This window comes from Pseudomonas sp. QS1027, assembly GCF_002814235.1.
Classification (GTDB): Bacteria; Pseudomonadota; Gammaproteobacteria; order Pseudomonadales; family Pseudomonadaceae; genus Aquipseudomonas.
In genome coordinates this window covers 95,757-113,195 of the sequence record NZ_PHSU01000033.1, presented here as the reverse complement: position 1 = coordinate 113,195, position 17,439 = coordinate 95,757, and the positions used below count along the sequence as shown (strand labels likewise).

12 protein-coding genes are annotated in these 17,439 nt (G+C 62.7%); 11 read left to right on the top strand and 1 reads right to left on the bottom strand.

What is annotated here, in order from left to right:
• Window positions 1–179: 179 nt before the first annotated feature.
• Window positions 180–1,094 carry a LysR family transcriptional regulator gene (locus CWE01_RS27345; protein WP_100943677.1) on the top strand — a complete coding sequence of 305 codons (915 nt, stop codon included), beginning with the start codon at window positions 180–182 and terminating at the stop codon, window positions 1,092–1,094.
• Between the two features lie 23 nt (window positions 1,095–1,117).
• On the opposite strand, the gene CWE01_RS27340 is transcribed toward CWE01_RS27345, so the two are convergent.
• Window positions 1,118–1,564 (bottom strand): hypothetical protein, encoded by a 447-nt coding sequence (locus tag CWE01_RS27340; protein WP_157815286.1) that lies wholly within the window; start codon window positions 1,562–1,564, stop codon window positions 1,118–1,120.
• Window positions 1,565–1,883: 319 nt separating this feature from the next.
• Between CWE01_RS27340 and mexE the strand changes: the two genes are divergently transcribed.
• The 10 genes from mexE (at window position 1,884) to CWE01_RS27290 (ending at window position 17,433) form a co-directional block, all read left to right on the top strand.
• Window positions 1,884–3,143: a multidrug efflux RND transporter periplasmic adaptor subunit MexE gene (gene mexE / locus CWE01_RS27335; RefSeq protein ID WP_100943675.1), complete on the top strand. Its 1,260-nt coding sequence runs from the start codon at window positions 1,884–1,886 to the stop codon at window positions 3,141–3,143.
• Window positions 3,144–3,155: 12 nt separating this feature from the next.
• Window positions 3,156–6,335: an efflux RND transporter permease subunit gene (locus CWE01_RS27330; RefSeq protein ID WP_100943674.1), complete on the top strand. Its 3,180-nt coding sequence runs from the start codon at window positions 3,156–3,158 to the stop codon at window positions 6,333–6,335.
• Window positions 6,332–7,759, top strand: a complete 1,428-nt coding sequence (locus CWE01_RS27325; protein WP_100943673.1) for an efflux transporter outer membrane subunit — start codon at window positions 6,332–6,334, stop codon at window positions 7,757–7,759. Before CWE01_RS27330 ends, CWE01_RS27325 begins: the two co-directional genes overlap by 4 nt.
• 237 nt (window positions 7,760–7,996) lie before the next feature.
• Window positions 7,997–9,286, top strand: coding sequence for an HAF family protein (locus CWE01_RS27320; RefSeq protein ID WP_100943672.1), 1,290 nt, complete (start codon window positions 7,997–7,999; stop codon window positions 9,284–9,286).
• Window positions 9,287–9,436: 150 nt separating this feature from the next.
• Window positions 9,437–9,700 (top strand): hypothetical protein, encoded by a 264-nt coding sequence (locus tag CWE01_RS27315; RefSeq protein ID WP_100943671.1) that lies wholly within the window; start codon window positions 9,437–9,439, stop codon window positions 9,698–9,700.
• 187 nt (window positions 9,701–9,887) lie between these two features.
• A complete protein-coding gene (locus CWE01_RS27310) occupies window positions 9,888–11,987 on the top strand; it encodes an EAL domain-containing protein (RefSeq protein WP_100943670.1) in 2,100 nt (699 codons plus the stop codon).
• Window positions 11,988–12,099: 112 nt separating this feature from the next.
• Entirely contained in the window at window positions 12,100–12,999 is a 900-nt protein-coding gene (locus CWE01_RS27305) for a bestrophin family protein (RefSeq protein WP_100943669.1), read from the top strand.
• An 88-nt stretch (window positions 13,000–13,087) separates the two neighbouring features.
• Window positions 13,088–14,140, top strand: a complete 1,053-nt coding sequence (locus CWE01_RS27300) for a lipopolysaccharide assembly protein LapB (RefSeq protein ID WP_100943668.1) — start codon at window positions 13,088–13,090, stop codon at window positions 14,138–14,140.
• Between the two features lie 120 nt (window positions 14,141–14,260).
• The gene (locus CWE01_RS27295; RefSeq protein WP_100943667.1) at window positions 14,261–15,763 is read left to right on the top strand and encodes an ATPase domain-containing protein; all 1,503 of its coding nucleotides are present in this window, start codon (window positions 14,261–14,263) and stop codon (window positions 15,761–15,763) included.
• Complete coding sequence (locus tag CWE01_RS27290) at window positions 15,760–17,433, top strand: ATP-binding protein (RefSeq protein WP_100943666.1); 1,674 nt, start codon at window positions 15,760–15,762, stop codon at window positions 17,431–17,433. Before CWE01_RS27295 ends, CWE01_RS27290 begins: the two co-directional genes overlap by 4 nt.
• The last annotated feature ends 6 nt before the right edge of the window (window positions 17,434–17,439 follow it).

The window sequence follows — 17,439 nt, the reverse complement described above, 5'->3', positions numbered from 1 at the left end:
TCTAATGCCACGAACTCTATCCGGGCTTTTCGTGCAAGACCATCAGTGGCTATTAATAGTCGACATGCCTGTCATTGATTGGCGACCATTGTACACAGTTCAAATTTCCGTGCGAATCAACCACTTTTGCCCGTAAGATTGTCCTTCCCCGCCAGTGAATATCCTGTGAAGCGAGCCCGATGAACCGTAACGACTTGCGTCGCGTCGATCTGAACCTGCTGATCGTATTCGAAACCCTGATGCACGAGCGGAGCGTGACCCGGGCCGCGGAAAAGCTGTTCCTCGGCCAGCCGGCCATCAGCGCGGCGTTGTCGCGCCTGCGCAGCCTGTTCGATGACCCGTTGTTCGTGCGCACCGGCCGCAGCATGGAGCCGTCGGCCCGCGCCGTGGAGATCTTCGCCCTGCTCTCCCCGGCCCTGGACTCGATTTCCACCGCGGTCAGCCGCGCGTCTGAGTTCGACCCGGCCACCAGCACCTCGGTGTTTCGTATCGGCCTGTCGGATGACGTCGAGTTCGCCTTGCTGCCGCAGTTGCTCAAGCGCCTGCGCGCCGAGGCGCCCGGCATCGTGCTGGTGATCCGCCGCGTCAACTACCTGCTGATTCCGGCCAAGCTGGGCTCCGGCGAGATTTCCATTGGTGTGTGCTACACCACCGACCTGCCGGCCAACGCCAAGCGCAAGGTCCTGCGCCGCAGCTCGCCGAAGTTGCTGCGGGCCGACACCATGCCCGGCCCGATGTCGCTGGATGACTTCTGCGCACGGCCCCATGCGCTGGTGTCGTTCGCCGGTGACTTGAGTGGTTTTATCGATACCGAATTGGAGAAGCTCGGGCGCAAGCGCCATGTGGTGCTTGCAGTGCCGCAGTTCAACGGCCTGAGTACCCTGATCTCCGGCACCGACATCATTGCCACCGTGCCGGACTACACCGCCGATGCGCTGACGGCGGCCGGTGGTGTGCGCGCCGAGAACCCGCCCCTGGACACCCAGTCCTTCGAACTACACATGGCCTGGCGCGGTTCCCAGGACAACGATCCGGGCGAGCGCTGGTTGCGCTCACGGATCCAGATGTTCTGCGGGGATCCGGACAGCCTCTGACGGTTCTCAGGGGCGGGGCATCATCACGCGCTCCGGCTCGCGGACGAAAAGCTTTTCGGCAAGGCTGTCGCCGTGGCGTGGGTGCCCTCTGCTTTCGTAGAAAACCTCGGCACTTCGAGCAACCGCACCTTGTTACCGCCCTCTTGGGCGGCAGACTGAAACCGCGCCTTCATCTGCTGCGCGACCTTGAAGAGGTCCTGCACGCACTGCCGATCGAAGACACCGTGAAGCTCAAGGTGCTGGCCGCTTTTATCGTGGTAGATCTGCAGCGAGTAGTGGTGCGAACCCGACTCCCCGCCGCGGCCCAGCAATACAAGGGTAAACCCACGCCCCAGGTAGCCACGTAGCTGGTCCTGCAAGGCGTCCTGAATGTCGATGGGCGTTTCCCCGGCCCAGCGCTCGGCGGTAAAAGAGGGAAATAGCGAATCCACTGCTCGTATCATGCTGTTCATCATCACCTCGATGCGCACTCAGCGCTGTCGAGTCCAGCTTACCCTCGTGTCGCACCGGCGGCCGTCAAGTCCCTGTAATCTTGAGTAAAGATTCCCTGACATGTCTGCTACCCATGGGGAGCCGCGGCACGTGAACCGGCGGCGTCCTTTGCATTCCACGCAACAGTGATTTGTCATATCGAGAATAGATAGCCCCCTAACGAAAGGCGCATGCTAGAGGGCTCGAGTCGGATTGATATCATTCCGAATGATAGTTACCTTCGCTTCATTCGATTCGTGCGCAACCGCCCCGCCACAGCATGATCCGCCCATCTCAATAGATTGGCGGACTCCCCCCATGGAACAGTCACTTAAACTTTTGCGCTTTCCTCTGGCTGCCCTGGCGGTCGTGGTGATGAGCGCCTGCGGTAAAGCGCCGGTGGCGGCAGGTGGTGGCGCGATGCCGGCAGCCAAAGTCAGCGTGGCCAAGGTCATCGAGCAGCCCGTCAATGAATGGGACGAGTTCACCGGTCGCCTCGAAGCCCCGGAAACCGTCGAGATCCGTCCGCGCGTTTCTGGCCAGATCGACTCGGTGGCCTTCACCGAAGGCGCCCTGGTGAAGAAAGGCGACCTGCTGTTCCAGATCGACCCACGCCCTTACCAGGCTGAAGTCCATCGCCTCGAAGCCCAGCTGCAACAAGCCCGCGCCAGCGCCAGCCGTAGCGCCAACGAAGCCGAGCGCGGCAAGCGCCTGTTGACCAGCAACGCGATTTCCGCCGAACTGGCCGACACCCGCAGCAGCTCCGCCCAGGAATCCAAGGCCGCGGTCGACGCCACCCAGGCGCAACTGGACCTGGCCAAGCTGAACCTGAGCTTCACCCGCGTCACCTCGCCGATCAGTGGCCGCGTCAGCCGTGCCGAAATCACCGCCGGCAACATCGTCACCGCCGATGTCACCCCGCTGACCAGCGTGGTGTCGACCGACAAGGTCTACGCCTACTTCGACGCCGACGAGCGGGTCTACCTCAAGTACACCCAGCTCGCGCGCCAGGGCAAACGTGGCCAGACCACCCCGGTCTACCTCGGCCTGTCCAACGAAACCGGCAACCCGCACCAGGGCGTGATGAACTTCGTCGACAACCAGGTCAACCCGAAGACCGGCACCATTCGCGGTCGCGCGGTATTCGACAACGCCGACGGCGCCTTCACCCCGGGCCTGTATGCACGCCTGAAGCTGGTCGGCAGCGGCACCTACGCCGCCGTGCTGATCAACGACGAAGCCGTGGGCACGGACCTTGGCAAGAAGTTCGTGCTGGTCATGGACGCCGACAAGAAGACCGTCTACCGCTCGGTCGAACTGGGTCCGAAAATCGAAGGGTTGCGCATCGTGCGCAATGGCCTGAACAAGGATGACACCATCATCGTCAAGGGCCTGCAACGCGTTCGCCCTGGTTCGCCCGTGGATCCGGAAGTGATCCCGATGGCCTCCAAGGAAACCCTCGCGGCCCTGGCCCTACAAAAACAGACCCTGGAAGCCAGCAACCTGCCCCAGGTCACGCCCGCCAAGAGCGCACCGGCACCGGCTACCAAGCTGGCCGTAGCGACTCCACGCGGTTAAGGGATACACACGATGAATTTCTCCCAGTTCTTCATATCAAGACCGATCTTCGCGGCGGTGCTTTCGCTGCTGATCCTGATCGCGGGCGCCATCTCGCTGTTCCAGTTGCCCATCAGTGAATACCCGGGAGTGGTACCGCCGACCGTGGTCGTGCGTGCCAACTTCCCTGGCGCCAACCCCAAGGTCATCGGTGAAACCGTGGCCGCGCCGCTGGAACAGGCGATCACCGGTGTCGAGAACATGCTCTACATGTCCTCGCAATCCACCGCCGACGGCAAGCTGACCCTGACCATCACCTTCGCCCTGGGTACCGACCTGGACAACGCGCAGGTGCAGGTGCAGAACCGTGTGACCCGTACCGAGCCCAAGCTTCCGGTGGAAGTGACGCGGATCGGTATCACCGTCGACAAGGCCTCGCCCGACCTGACCATGGTTGTGCACTTGACCTCGCCGGACAAGCGCTACGACATGCTCTACCTGTCCAACTATGCCTTTCTCAATATCAAGGACGAATTGGCCCGCCTCGGCGGCGTCGGTGACGTGCAACTGTTCGGCATGGGCGACTACTCCCTGCGGGTCTGGCTCGATCCGAACAAGACCGCTTCGCGCAACCTGACCGCCACCGATGTGGTCAACGCCATTCGCGAGCAGAACCGCCAGGTCGCGGCCGGTCAGTTGGGCGCACCGCCCGCCCCCAACGCCACCAGCTTCCAGCTGTCGGTCAACGCCCAGGGTCGCCTGGTCTCCGAAGAAGAGTTCGAGAACATCGTGATTCGCGCCGGCGACGACGGCGAGATCACGCGCCTGAAAGATATCGCCCGGGTCGAGCTCGGCTCCAGCCAGTACGCCCTGCGCTCGCTGCTGAACAACCAGCCGGCGGTAGCAATCCCGATCTTCCAGCGTCCGGGCTCCAACGCCATCGACATCTCCAACGAAGTCCGCGCCAAGATGACCGAGTTGAAGAAAAACTTCCCCGAAGGCATGGACTTCAGCATTGTCTATGACCCGACGATCTTCGTCCGCGGCTCCATCGAGGCAGTGGTCCACACCCTGTTCGAAGCACTGATCCTCGTGGTGCTGGTGGTGATCCTGTTCCTGCAGACCTGGCGTGCCTCGATCATCCCACTGGTCGCCGTACCCGTGTCGCTGATCGGTACCTTCGCGGTCATGCACCTGTTCGGCTTCTCGCTCAACGCCCTGTCGCTGTTCGGCCTGGTATTGGCCATCGGTATCGTGGTGGACGACGCCATCGTGGTGGTGGAGAACGTCGAACGAAACATCGGCCTGGGCCTCAACCCGGTGGAAGCCACCAAGCGCGCCATGCGTGAAGTGACCGGTCCGATCGTTGCCACGGCGCTGGTGCTGTGTGCGGTGTTTATCCCCGCGGCCTTCATCTCCGGGCTGACCGGGCAGTTCTACAAGCAGTTCGCCCTGACCATTGCCATCTCCACCGTGATCTCGGCGTTCAACTCGTTGACCCTGTCGCCGGCACTGGCTGCCGTACTGCTTAAAAGCCACGACGCACCGAAGGATGGTTTCTCCAAGGTCCTCGACAAACTGCTGGGCGGTTGGTTGTTCCGTCCGTTCAACCGCTTCTTCGACCGCGCCAGCCATGGTTATGTCGGTACCGTGACCCGTGTCATCCGTGCCAGCGGCATCGCCCTGGTGCTGTACGCCGGCCTGATGGTCCTGACCTGGTTCGGTTTCGCCAGCACCCCGACCGGTTTCGTTCCGGCCCAGGACAAGCAATACCTGGTGGCCTTTGCTCAACTGCCGGATGCGGCGAGCCTGGACCGTACCGAAGACGTGATCAAGCGCATGTCCGACCTGGCCCTGAAACAGCCGGGCGTGGAAAGCGCCGTGGCCTTCCCTGGCCTGTCGATCAACGGTTTCACCAACAGCCCGAACGCCGGTATCGTGTTCGTGACCCTGAAGCCTTTCGACCAGCGCAAGGACCCGAGCCAGTCGGCCGGTGCCATTGCCGGCGCCCTGAACGGCAAGTTTGCCGGGATCCAGGAAGCCTACATGGCGATCTTCCCGCCTCCGCCGGTACAAGGCCTGGGCACCATCGGTGGCTTCCGCCTGCAGATCGAAGACCGTGGCAACCTTGGTTACGACGAGCTGTACAAGGAAACCATGAACATCATCGGCAAGAGCCGTAGCGTGCCGGAACTGGCCGGGTTGTTCACCAGCTACACGGTCAACGTGCCACAGGTCGACGCCGCTATCGATCGGGAAAAGGCCAAGACCCACGGCGTTGCCGTCAGCGACATCTTCGACACCCTGCAGATCTACCTGGGGTCGTTGTATGCCAACGACTTCAACCGCTTCGGTCGCACCTATCAGGTCAACGTCCAGGCCGACCAGCAGTTCCGCCTCGAGTCCGACCAGATCGGCCAGCTGAAAGTGCGTAACAACAAAGGCGAGATGATCCCGCTGGCGACCTTCATCAAGGTCAGCGACACCTCGGGTCCGGACCGCGTGATGCACTACAACGGCTTTATCACCGCGGAAATCAACGGCGCGGCGGCACCGGGCTACAGCTCCGGCCAGGCCCAGCTGGCGGTCGAGAAACTGCTCAAGGAAGAACTGCCCAACGGCATGACCTACGAGTGGACCGACCTGACCTACCAGCAGATCCTCTCGGGCAACACCGCGCTGTTCGTCTTCCCGCTCTGCGTACTGCTGGCGTTCCTGGTACTGGCCGCCCAATACGAAAGCTGGAGCCTGCCGCTGGCGGTGATCCTGATCGTACCGATGACCTTGCTGTCGGCGATTACCGGGGTGATTGCTTCCGGTGGCGACAACAACATCTTCACCCAGATCGGCCTGATCGTACTGGTGGGCCTGGCGTGTAAGAACGCGATCCTGATCGTCGAGTTCGCCAAGGATAAACAGGAAGAAGGCCTCGACCCGCTGAGCGCGGTACTGGAAGCCTGCCGCCTGCGTCTGCGGCCGATCCTGATGACCTCCTTCGCCTTCATCATGGGTGTGGTTCCCCTGGTGTTCTCCAGCGGTGCCGGTGCCGAGATGCGTCATGCCATGGGTGTGGCGGTGTTCTCCGGGATGCTCGGGGTGACCTTCTTCGGTCTGCTGCTGACGCCAGTGTTCTACGTATTGATTCGCCGCTTTGTCGAGCGCAGCGATGCTCGCAAAGCCGCCCGGGCCCTCAAGCTGGAGGCGCAACAATGAGTAATCTGAAAGCCTTTCTGCCGAGCCTGCTGGTACTGGCGCTGGCCGCCTGTACGGTCGGCCCGGACTACAAGGCCCCGGCCACGGAGAAGGCGAACATCACCGCCGCCACCGATGGCAGCGCCGGTCAGAAGAACTATGACCGCGCACGTTTCCAGGGTATCTGGTGGCAGCAGTTCGACGATCCGACCCTGAACCAGTTGGTGACCCAGTCACTGGCCGGCAACCGTGAATTGCGCGTGGCCTTCGCCCGCCTGAAAGCGTCGCGGGCGATCCGCGACGATGTCAGCACCGAAACCATGCCGACCATCACCAGCCGCGCCAGCGCCGACCTCGCCAAGGGCCAGGTGCCGGGCACCACCGAGCAGCGGGTCAACAGCGAACGCTATGACCTGGGCCTGGACATGGCCTGGGAAGTCGATTTGTTCGGCCGTATCCGCCGCAACCTGGAAGCCGCCGATGCCGACCAGCAAGTAGCCGAAGCCGACCTCTACCAACTGCAAGTCACCATGATTGCCGAACTGGTGGATGCCTACGGTCAACTGCGTGGTGCGCAACTGCGGGAAAAGATCGCCCTGGCCAACCTGAAGAACCAGCAGGAATCCAAGGGTATCACCGAGAGCCTGCGTGACGCCGGTGTCGGCGATCAGCTCGACGTGGTCCGCGCCGATGCGCGCCTCGCGGCGGTCGAAGCCACGGTGCCGCAATTGCAGGCCGAGCAGGCCCGTGAGCGCAACCGTATCGCGACCTTGTTGGGCGAGCGTCCGGACACCTTGACGGTGGATCTGGGGCCGAAGGACCTGCCGGCGATTTCCAAGGCCCTGGCCATTGGCAATCCGGGCGACCTGCTGCAACGTCGTCCGGATATCGTCAGCGCCGAACGCAAGCTGGCCGCCGCCACCGCGCGGATCGGCGTGGCCAAGGCCGATCTGTTCCCCCGGGTCAGCCTCAGTGGCTTCCTCGGCTTTACCGCCGGGCGTGGTTCGCAGATCGGCTCGCCGGCCGCCAATGCCTGGGCCCTGGGCCCGAGTATTACCTGGCCGGCGTTCAACCTCGGTAGCGTCAGGGCCCGTTTGCGCGGTGCCAACGCCGAGGCCGAAGGCGCCCTGGCCAGCTACGAGCAGCAAGTGTTGCTGGCCCTGGAAGAAACCCAGAACGCCTTCAGCGATTACGGCAAGCGTCAGCAACGCCTGATCTCGCTGATCCGCCAGAGCGAATCGAGCCGTGCCGCCGCCGATCTGGCTGCGATTCGCTACCGCGAAGGCACTGCCGACTTCCTGGTCCTGCTCGACGCCCAGCGCGAACGCCTGGCCGCCGAAGACAGCCAGGCCCAGGCCGAGACCGATCTGTATCGCGGCATCGTGGCGATCTACAAGTCCCTCGGTGGCGGCTACGAGCCGCAGACGGTCGCCAGCAGCAACTGATTCAAGACCTCCCGGGGTTGGATGCCCTCCGACCCTTTTTCAGCCCCGCGCCACCTTGGTCGCGGGGCTTTTTTTCGCCCGTGAATAAACACCGGCGATAGCGTTACTGGATATTTCACAAGCTTCGAAATGCTCTAACGAACTGTCATTTCTGACAGTTACCAGCGCGATAAGCCCAGGGGTACGGTAAGCGCGCGCATAGACCCTGCGCACTCACTCATCGCAAGGAGAAGCGTTATGAAACTCCCCTCTCGTCTACTGACTTCGCTCGGATTGGTGATCGCCGGTGTCAACCTGATCACAACGGCCCAGGCTGCCACCTGGACCTATGACGTTACCAATAGCGGGCTTCTCAACACCAATATTACCGATACCAATAATAGTCATCTGTCAGTTGGCGGCGGCACTACAACGGACTTCATCCACATAGCCATATTGAACAGCGCGTCTGGCGCGACCACGGCCCTGCAGTCTTTGTACACCTCCAGCGCGGGAGAACCCGGGGCCTGCACCGCCGAAGCGGTCAGCAATGGTTCGGCAACCACGGCCGTGATCGTCGGCAGTTGCGAAGATGGCAGGAGCGTCAAGCAGGGCGTCAAATGGCTCGCCAGCAATACAGCCGCAGCGCCTCAGCAACAGCTACCGCTGCCCATCCTCGCCGGGCTGCGCCTGGTAGCCGACGTGCAGACCGTGGTGACCGCCGTCAATCTGGCGGGTGTCGTGACAGGCGTCAGCGTCAGCCCCACGGGTGAGCTCACACCGGTGGTCTGGACCTCCGCCGGGGCAGCGAACAGCCTGCTCCCGCCGCTGCTCGGTTCGGTCACCAACTGCAGCGTGGCGGACATCAATGACGCCGCCACCCCGTCGATTATCGGCAATTGCCCGGCGGGTGCCGGAGGCTTTGGGACAAACCAGGCCGTGCTCTGGGCGAATGCCAGTTCCGGCTATAGCACCTTATCCGTACCCAGTGGGGCCAGTTACTGCGTAGCCAGTGAAATCAACCTTAGCGGGCAGATCCTAGGCACCTGCTATTACCTCGGCAGTGGCAGCGGCACTCCCGATACTTACAAAACCGTGCAATGGGCCGCCGGCGGCGGCAGTGCGCCCACGGTGATGTCGACCATCAACGGCAGCACCTCGCTACGTAACTCCGGGGTAGCCATGAATGCCTCGGGGCAGATCGCCGGCAACCGGCTGAAGTCCGAAGGTTTTGTCACCGGGTTCATCTGGGATACTTCAACCGGCACCAACGGGACGTCGATCCCACTCTTGCCAGGCAGCTCAAAAGCAACCGCCAAGGCCATCTCCGACAACGGTATCGTCGTCGGTTGTGGTGAGGTCGCCGGCACCAGCGAAGCCTTCGCTTATCACAGCTCCGGCGGCACCCTCGTCGCGATCACTCCTCTGGCGTCCGGTGGTAACGACTGTGCCAACACCATCTCTCCGAATGGTGCCAATGCGGCGGGCATCAGCGAAAGCAGTAGCGTCAGCGAAGAAAACGACGGGGTGGTCATCAACGGCCCTTAGGGCGAACACGTGAACGATTCAGGGCTGCTATCGAAGACAATTGGTTTGATCCAGAGGAATACTGAAATGACTTCTATCGTTCTTTCCCCATCAGCCTGTCTCCGGGAGACGAAAGCGATGCACACTTCGTCCCCCAAAAGAGGGCCTGCATTGGCCATCCTGATCGCAGCGGGGGTTATCTGCCCGCTGATCGCGACATCCAGCTATGCCAAGCCTGTCTGCGAGCTCATTTGCTACATCGACGACCCCTTCGCAAGCACCCTTTCCTCCCCTTCGGGCCCCAGTGCCAGTGTCAGCTTTGCAGGCGACCCTCGTCCCTATCCCATCGAATACAACTACAGCTACAGCGCCGGCAATAGCTACAGCATCAATCTCCCCGCCGCCATCCCGTCTTACACCCATTTCCGTAACTAAAATCGAACGGGTGCCAACTCCATCTTGATTCGGATTCCAACCCACCCGCCCCGAGCGCCTTTGGCCTCGGGGCTTTTTCCTCCGACGACTTGGCCTTTTCAGGCCATCTCGGGATATGCTCCCGTCCAGGGGCCGAGCCTAGTGGCCATATGCCCCAACAAGACTGAAGGTCTAAAGGGGTTGGGCAATGTCACAATCAGTCTTCCAGTTGTTCCTGACCCGGCGCCTGGCCGCGCTGGCCGGGGCTGATTCGCTACGGGCGATCCGTGAAGGGTTGCTGTGGCTGCTGCCGTGCCTGCTGGTGTCGACGGCGTTCCTGATCCTGTCCGCCTGCGCCCGCCTGGCGGGCCTGCCCGACGACTGGGTGAATTTCCTCGCCGGGCTGCACGAGAAAATCAGCGCCATCCTGCCCTTGCTGGTGGCCGCCTCCATCGGCTATATGCTCGCCATCCGCTATCGCCTGCCCCAGGTGCCGGTGGCGTTCCTTTGCCTGGCCCATGTGGAAATCGCCATCTACCTGCTCAGCGATTTTCCCCGAGCCGCGGCAACCCTGGTGCTGTTTATCGCCATCGCCTCGCCGCTGATCAACGTGCCGATCATGGCCTGGCTGTACCGACAATCCTGGACAAGGCTGGTACGGGAGAACGTGGTCGGCTTCAATGTCCGCGACAGTATCAACGTGGTGCTCCCTGGCCTGATCGCCACCGCCCTGCTGGTCACCGTGCTGTCGCTGCTGCTGGAAATCCCCCTGGTCGCGCAGATGCAGGTGCCCTTCGACCGCGAGGCGCTGGACCATCCCTACCGCTACGGCGCCCTGATCAGCGCCACCAACTCGGTCCTGTGGTTCTTCGGCATCCACGGCCTGCACGCCATGCAGCCGGTGTTCAGCGTCCTCGACGAGGCGGTGAATATCAATCAGATCAACCTCGCCGCCGGGGAACCCCACCGCTATATCCTCAACAGCGGCCTGCTGGGCTGTTTCGCCTTTATCGGCGGCTCCGGCGCCTCGCTGTCGCTGATCGTCGCCGTGCTGCTGTTTACCCGCGACCGCTCCCTGCGCCTGCTGGCCCTGGCCGCGGTGCCGCTGTCGTTGTTCAACGTCAATGAAATCCTCCTGTTCGGCCTGCCGATCATCCTCAACCCGCGCCTGTTCATCCCTTTTCTGATCGCCCCGGTACTCAATGCGCTGATCGCGGTGGCGGTGACCCAGGCCGGCTGGATCGCACCGATGGTCACCGGCATGCCGCTGAACTCGCCGGTGCTGCTCAACGCCTACCTGAGTACCAACGGCGACTGGGCCGCGGTGATCCTGCAACTGACGCTGCTGGGTATCGGCAGCCTGATCTACGCCCCCTACGTGATTGGCCTGCACCGTCACCAGGACGCCGACAACGGCATCTATATCAAATCCTTCGACACCACCTTCCGCAGCCTCGAGGAAAAGGGCCGGCTGTTCGAACTCGACCCGGTGGCGGCCTCGTACAAGAACGACGCCCGCCGTGCCCAGGAAGTGGACCGCATCCGCCAGATCAGCGAATACGAGTTCTACCTGGAGTTCCAGCCGCAAATCTCCAAGACCACCGGCCTGTGCACCGGTTGCGAAGCCCTGATGCGCGCCCGCGACAAGGACGGCAACACCCAGCCGCCCTGGGAATTCCTCAAGTGGCTGGCCCAGGCCAACCTGATGCCGGATGTCGACCTGTGGGTGGCCTCCCAGGCGCTGGAGCAATATCGACGCTGGCGCAAGCTGGGCTTTGAACTGCCGATGACCATCAACGTGACCGGCGCCACCTTGTGCGTGCCGGAGTACGGCGAGCGCCTGCTGGAGATTCTCGCCCGGGCCCAGGGCATGATTTCCGTCGAGCTGACCGAGGACGCCCTGGTCGGCGATGTCCAGGTGATCAACCGCCTGATCGAGCGCCTGCACGGCTTCGGCGCCAAGCTGTACATCGATGATTTCGGCACCGGTTATTCGGCGTTGAGTTACCTGCACCAGTTCAGGATCGATTGCATCAAGATCGACCGCAGTTTTGTCGTCGCCCACTGCCATCCCGAGGGTGCGCGGGTCTTGAATGGCATGCTGCGGCTGTGTGAAACCCTGAACCTGGGGATCATTGTCGAAGGCGTGGAAACCCAGGAGCAGTACGATGCCCTGCATTCGTCGACGGAACTGGTGATCCAGGGCTGGTACTTCAGCAAGGCGATCCCCGGTGAACGGATGCCGGAATTCGCTCGCCAGCGCCAGGCACTGGCGCTGGCGGGCAACGGCTTGATGCTGCCCGGATAGTGCCGCCATAGAGCCCTTCGATCATCCTGTCGGCCAGGGTGATTGGACAGCAGCGGGTAGCGGAGCTTAAGGTGGAGTCCCGTCATTGTTCCCAAGTCCCAAGACCCTCGCCATGATCGTCCGTTCCAAGCCGAACCTGATCGCCATCCTGTTTTCCCTCAAGGGCTCGATTGCCAAGCGCATTGCCCTGCGCTGCCTGCTGGTAACCGTGCTGGCCTCGGTCATTGTGCTGGTGGAGACCTGGCATCCGGCCTATTTCTCCAAGGTCAATGCCACGCCCTTCACCTTGCTCGGCTTGTCCCTGTCGATCTTCATGAGTTTCCGCAACAACGCCTGCTATGACCGCTGGTGGGAAGGTCGCAAGCAACTGGGGCAATTGATCATCGACGTGCGCTCGTTGATTCGTGAAAGCCAGGTGCTCGGCGATGGGCCGCAACGGACCGCGCTGCTGCGCGAGCTTTGCGGTTTTGCCCACGGCCTGATTGCCCGCCTGCGCCTGGAGGACGAACGCCAGGCCATCGAACCCTGGCAGCAGGAAACGCCCACCGCCGGGCACCCGAATGCCACCGACCAGTTGCTGCAACGGATCGGCGCGCGCTGCTCGGGGTTCGCGGCACAAGGGCTGATCAGCGAGTACCGCTACACCGTCTTCTCGGCACTGCTGCTCAGCCTCAGCCAGGTCCAGGCCAGTTGCGAGCGGATCAAGCACACGCCGCTACCCTTCCCCTACAACCTGCTGCTGCACCGGACCATCTACCTGTTCTGCATTCTCCTGCCCTTCGCCATGGCCGAACCATTGGGCTGGCTGACCCCGGTGTTCACCGCCATCGTCAGCTACACCTTCCTCGGCCTGGACGAGATCGGCGACGACCTGGAAGACCCGTTCGGCTTCGATGAAAACGACCTGCCGTGCAACGCGATCCTGCGCACCGTTGAACGCGAAGTCCTCGCCAGCCTCGGATACCGCGAGCTGCCGCTGGCGCTGGAACCGGTGGACTATGTGCTGACCTGAGGCGGGCTGATCCGTGGCGCGGGTTTGACTCCTGAGCGCGGCTGACCGAAGCTGGTACATTCAACGCTCGCCAGCTCACGGACACTGCATGACGAAGCCTCGCCGCTACCTGCTTACCAGCCTGTTGCTCCTGCTTGCCCTCGGCCTTGTCTGGCACTGGCTGCCCGGCAAGCCTGCCGCTCCCCAGGCCCCGCATATCAATTACGGCCAGGCGCTGAAGCAGGCGCATAACGGCCTGCCCGGCGCGGCGCGGGTGCTCTATCAGCAACTGGCGCGAAAAGACCTGACGGATGCCCGCCGCGCCGCCCTGCATGCCGAATTGCCCAACTACCCCAGCCCCCAGGCCTTGAAGCTGGCCGATGCGGACTTGCAGAATCCTTCGCCGGTGGTTCGTGAAGCAGCGATCCAGAGCATTGTCGGCCTGGTGCCCGGGGCCCAGCGCAGCCTGTTGCTCGGCCCGGTGCTGGAAGATCATGAGCAATCCGTGCGCTTCGCCGCCGCCAACGCCATGCTCGGTTTGTCACCAGACGACCAGGGCTTGTATTACGGCCCGTTGCAACAGGTGGTGGACGAGTATGAGCGGACCCTGGCGGCCCAGCCGGAAAGCGCCGAGGCGCAGTTCCAGCTGGCGCGGTTGTATTTGCACGAGGGGCAGTTGGACAAGGCCCAGGCGGCGCTGGAGCATGTTTCGCGGCTGGAACCGGACAACCTCAAGGCGCTGGTGGCCCAGGTCGAACTGCTCGACAAACGCAACCAGCCGGACCAGGCCAGGCAACTGCTGGCCAAGCAATTGCAAGTGCAGCCGCAATCGGCCTATCTGCAACATGCGCTAGGGGTCTGGCTATTGCGCCACGGCCAGACCGAGCTCGCGGTGCTGGGGTTGGCCAAGGCGGTGGAACTGCAACCGGAGAACGCCGAGTACCGCTACAAGCTGGCCACCACCCTGCATGATTTGCAGCAGATCGAAGCGGCCCAGCGGCAACTGGAGGACATCGTCCAGCGCCAGCCGTCGAACCGCAAGGCGCGGGTGCTACTGATCAACTACTGGAAGGAAACCGGGCAGTTGCAGAATGTGCAGATCCTCCTTGCCCAGCTGGAACAGCAGAACCCGGATGATCCGGCGTTGCAGCAAGGACTGTAGGAGATGGCATTCAGCAGGAAGAGATCGTGTTCAGCCGGTTGAATCGAGCAATAATTTTGAACCCCGATAAAAGCCGAAGGTCCAGTACAAGACCACTCCTAGGGAACAAGAGGTCTGGACTTGACTACATCATTTGCCCCCATTCCCCCCAAGGCGGCGACCGGTATTGAAGGGCTGGACGATATCCTCTGCGGCGGTTTGTCCCGCGGCCACGTCTTTCTCCTCGAAGGAGAACCGGGAACCGGCAAGACCACTGTAGCCCTGCACTTCCTGCTCGCCGGTGCCCGCGCTGGCGAACGCTCGCTGTATATCACCCTCTCGGAAACCGAACGCGAACTGCGCCAGGGCGCCGCATCCCACGGCTGGGAACTGGACGAGAACATCAACCTGTTCGAACTGACCCCGCCGGAAAGCCTGCTCAATGCCGACCATCAGCAAAGCCTGCTGTACTCCTCGGACCTGGAGCTGGGCGAAGCCACCAAGCAGATTTTCGAAGTGGTGGAACGGGTCCAGCCGACCCGCGTGGTCCTCGACAGCCTGTCGGAGATTCGCCTGCTGGCCCAGAGCTCACTGCGCTATCGCCGGCAGATCCTGGCAATCAAGCACTACTTCGTACGTTATGACGCCACCGTCCTGCTGCTCGACGACCTCACCACCGAATCCCTCGACAAGACCGTGCACAGCGTCGCCCATGGCGTGATCCGCCTGGAGGAACTGACCCCCAACTACGGCGCCGAACGACGTCGCGTGCGGGTGGTGAAGTACCGTGGGCAGAAATACCGCGGCGGTTTCCATGACTTCACCATCATGGGTGACGGCCTGCATGTCTTCCCGCGCCTGGTGGCGGCCGAACACCGTGGTCGTTATGTGCGCAAGCAACTCACCAGCGGCATCACCGAGATGGACGCACTGCTCGGCGGCGGCATCGAAACCGGCTCCAGCACCCTGATCCTCGGCCCCGCCGGCACCGGCAAATCGCTGATCGCGATGGTCTTTGCCGCCGCCGCGGTGGCCCGTGGCGAAAAAGCCGCGTTGTTTATTTTCGATGAAGAACTCGGCTTGCTGTTCGAACGCATGCGCAATATCGGCATCGACCTCCAGGCCCTGCAAGAAGGCGGCAACCTGTTGATCGAGCAGGTCGACGCCGCCGAACTGTCGCCGGGAGAGCTCTCCCATCGGGTGCGCCGCTGCGTGGATCAGGGCGGGATCAAGACCGTGGTGATTGACAGCATCAACGGTTACCAGGCCGCGATGCCGGAAGAAAATGCGCTGATCCTGCATATGCACGAATTGCTGCTGTACCTCAATCGCCAGGGCGCGGCGACCTTCATGACCGTCGCCCAGCACGGGCTGGTGGGTGATATGCAGGCCCCGGTGGACATCACCTACCTGGCGGACACCGTGATCCTGTTGCGTTACTTCGAGGCACTGGGCAAGGTCCGCCGGGCTATTTCCATCATCAAGAAACGCACCGGGGCCCACGAATCGACGATCCGCGAATACCGCATCAATGCGCGCGGTATCACCATCGGTGCACCGCTGGAGGCGTTCCAGGGAGTCTTGCGCGGTGTACCGACCTACCTCGGTGAAAGCCTGCCCCTGCTCAAGGAAGAGGGTTCGTGAGTGCCCCTGACGCGGTCTCCGAACGGGCCATTATCCTGGCGCCGCTGGGGCGCGACAGCCAGATTGCCCTGAGGATTCTCGCCGAGGCCGGCTTTCCCGCAGTCATCGCCAGGGACCTGGGAGTACTCAGTGCCGAGCTGGAGCAAGGCGCCGGTTTGATCATCATCGCCGCCGAGGCCCTGCGCGAGGCGGACCTGGGGCCCCTGCAAGCGTACTTGCGGCAACAACCGGCCTGGTCCGACCTGCCGATTGTGCTGCTGACCCACCACGGCGGGCCGGACCAACCACCCTCTTCCCGGCTCGGCGCGCTGCTGGGCAATGTGACCTTTCTCGAGCGCCCATTCCACCCGGTGACCCTGATCAGCCTGGTGGCCGCCGCCATCCGCGGACGGCGCCGCCAGTATGAAGCGCGGGACCGGCTGCTCGACCTCAGTCAAAGCGAACTGCGCCTCAAGGACACCCTCGAAACCCTCGAACAACAGGTTGAAGAGCGTACCGCGCAACTGCGTCACAACGAGGAAGCGTTGCGCCAGTCGCAGAAAATGGAAGCCGTCGGCCAACTCACCGGCGGCATCGCCCATGATTTCAACAATATGCTCACCGGCATTATCGGCAGCCTCGAGTTGCTCAAGCGCCGGCTGGCCCGTGGCCGCCTCGAGGACCTGGACAGCCTGATCGACCTCGGCGTGACTTCGGCCAACCGCGCCGCCGGCCTGACCCACCGCCTGCTGGCCTTTTCCAGGCGCCAGTCGCTGGACTCCAAGCCCGTCAATATGAACGAGCTGGTGAGCTCCATGGGCGAGCTGCTGCACCGCAGCCTCAATGAAAGCATTCGCCTGGAAATGGCCCTCGGTGAAAGCCTGTGGACCGCCGAAGCCGACCCCAACCAGCTGGAAAGCGCCCTGCTCAACCTGGTGCTGAATGCCCGCGACGCCATGCCGGACGGCGGCAACCTGCTGGTCAGGACCTTCAACCAGGCGCTGGACCTGGCGTTTACCGAAACCCAGGCCAACCTGGAGCCCGGCGACTATGTGGTGTTGCAGGTTCGCGATACCGGCAGCGGCGTGCCACAAAGCATCATCAACCGGGTCTTCGATCCGTTTTTCACCACCAAGCCGATCGGCCAGGGCACGGGCCTCGGCCTGTCGATGATCTATGGTTTCAGCAAACAGTCCGGTGGCCATGTCGCCATCGACAGCACCGTCGGCCAGGGCACCACGGTCAGCCTGTACCTGCCACGCTACCAGGGCACGCCGGTGGTCCAGGACGAAGCGCTGTATTCACCCCATGCCCCCTACGCCGAAGACGGTGAAACGGTACTGATCGTCGAGGATGATCCGGCGGTGCGAGTGCTGGTCAGCGAGGTGCTCGGTGAGCTGGGCTACCGCTTCGTCGAGGCCAGCGACGCCAATGGCGCGATACCGATCCTCGACTCCGGCCAGCGGGTCGACCTGTTGATCAGCGACGTCGGGCTACCCGGGATGAACGGCCGGCAACTGGCGGAAATCGGCCGGCAACTGCGGCCCGGGCTGAGGATCCTGTTTATCACCGGTTACGCCGAACACGCGGCGGTGCGCGGCGGTTTCCTCGACCCGGGCATGCAGATGATCACCAAGCCCTTCACCTTCGAACTGCTGACGGCCAAGGTTCGCGAGATGATCAGTGTTTGAATAGGA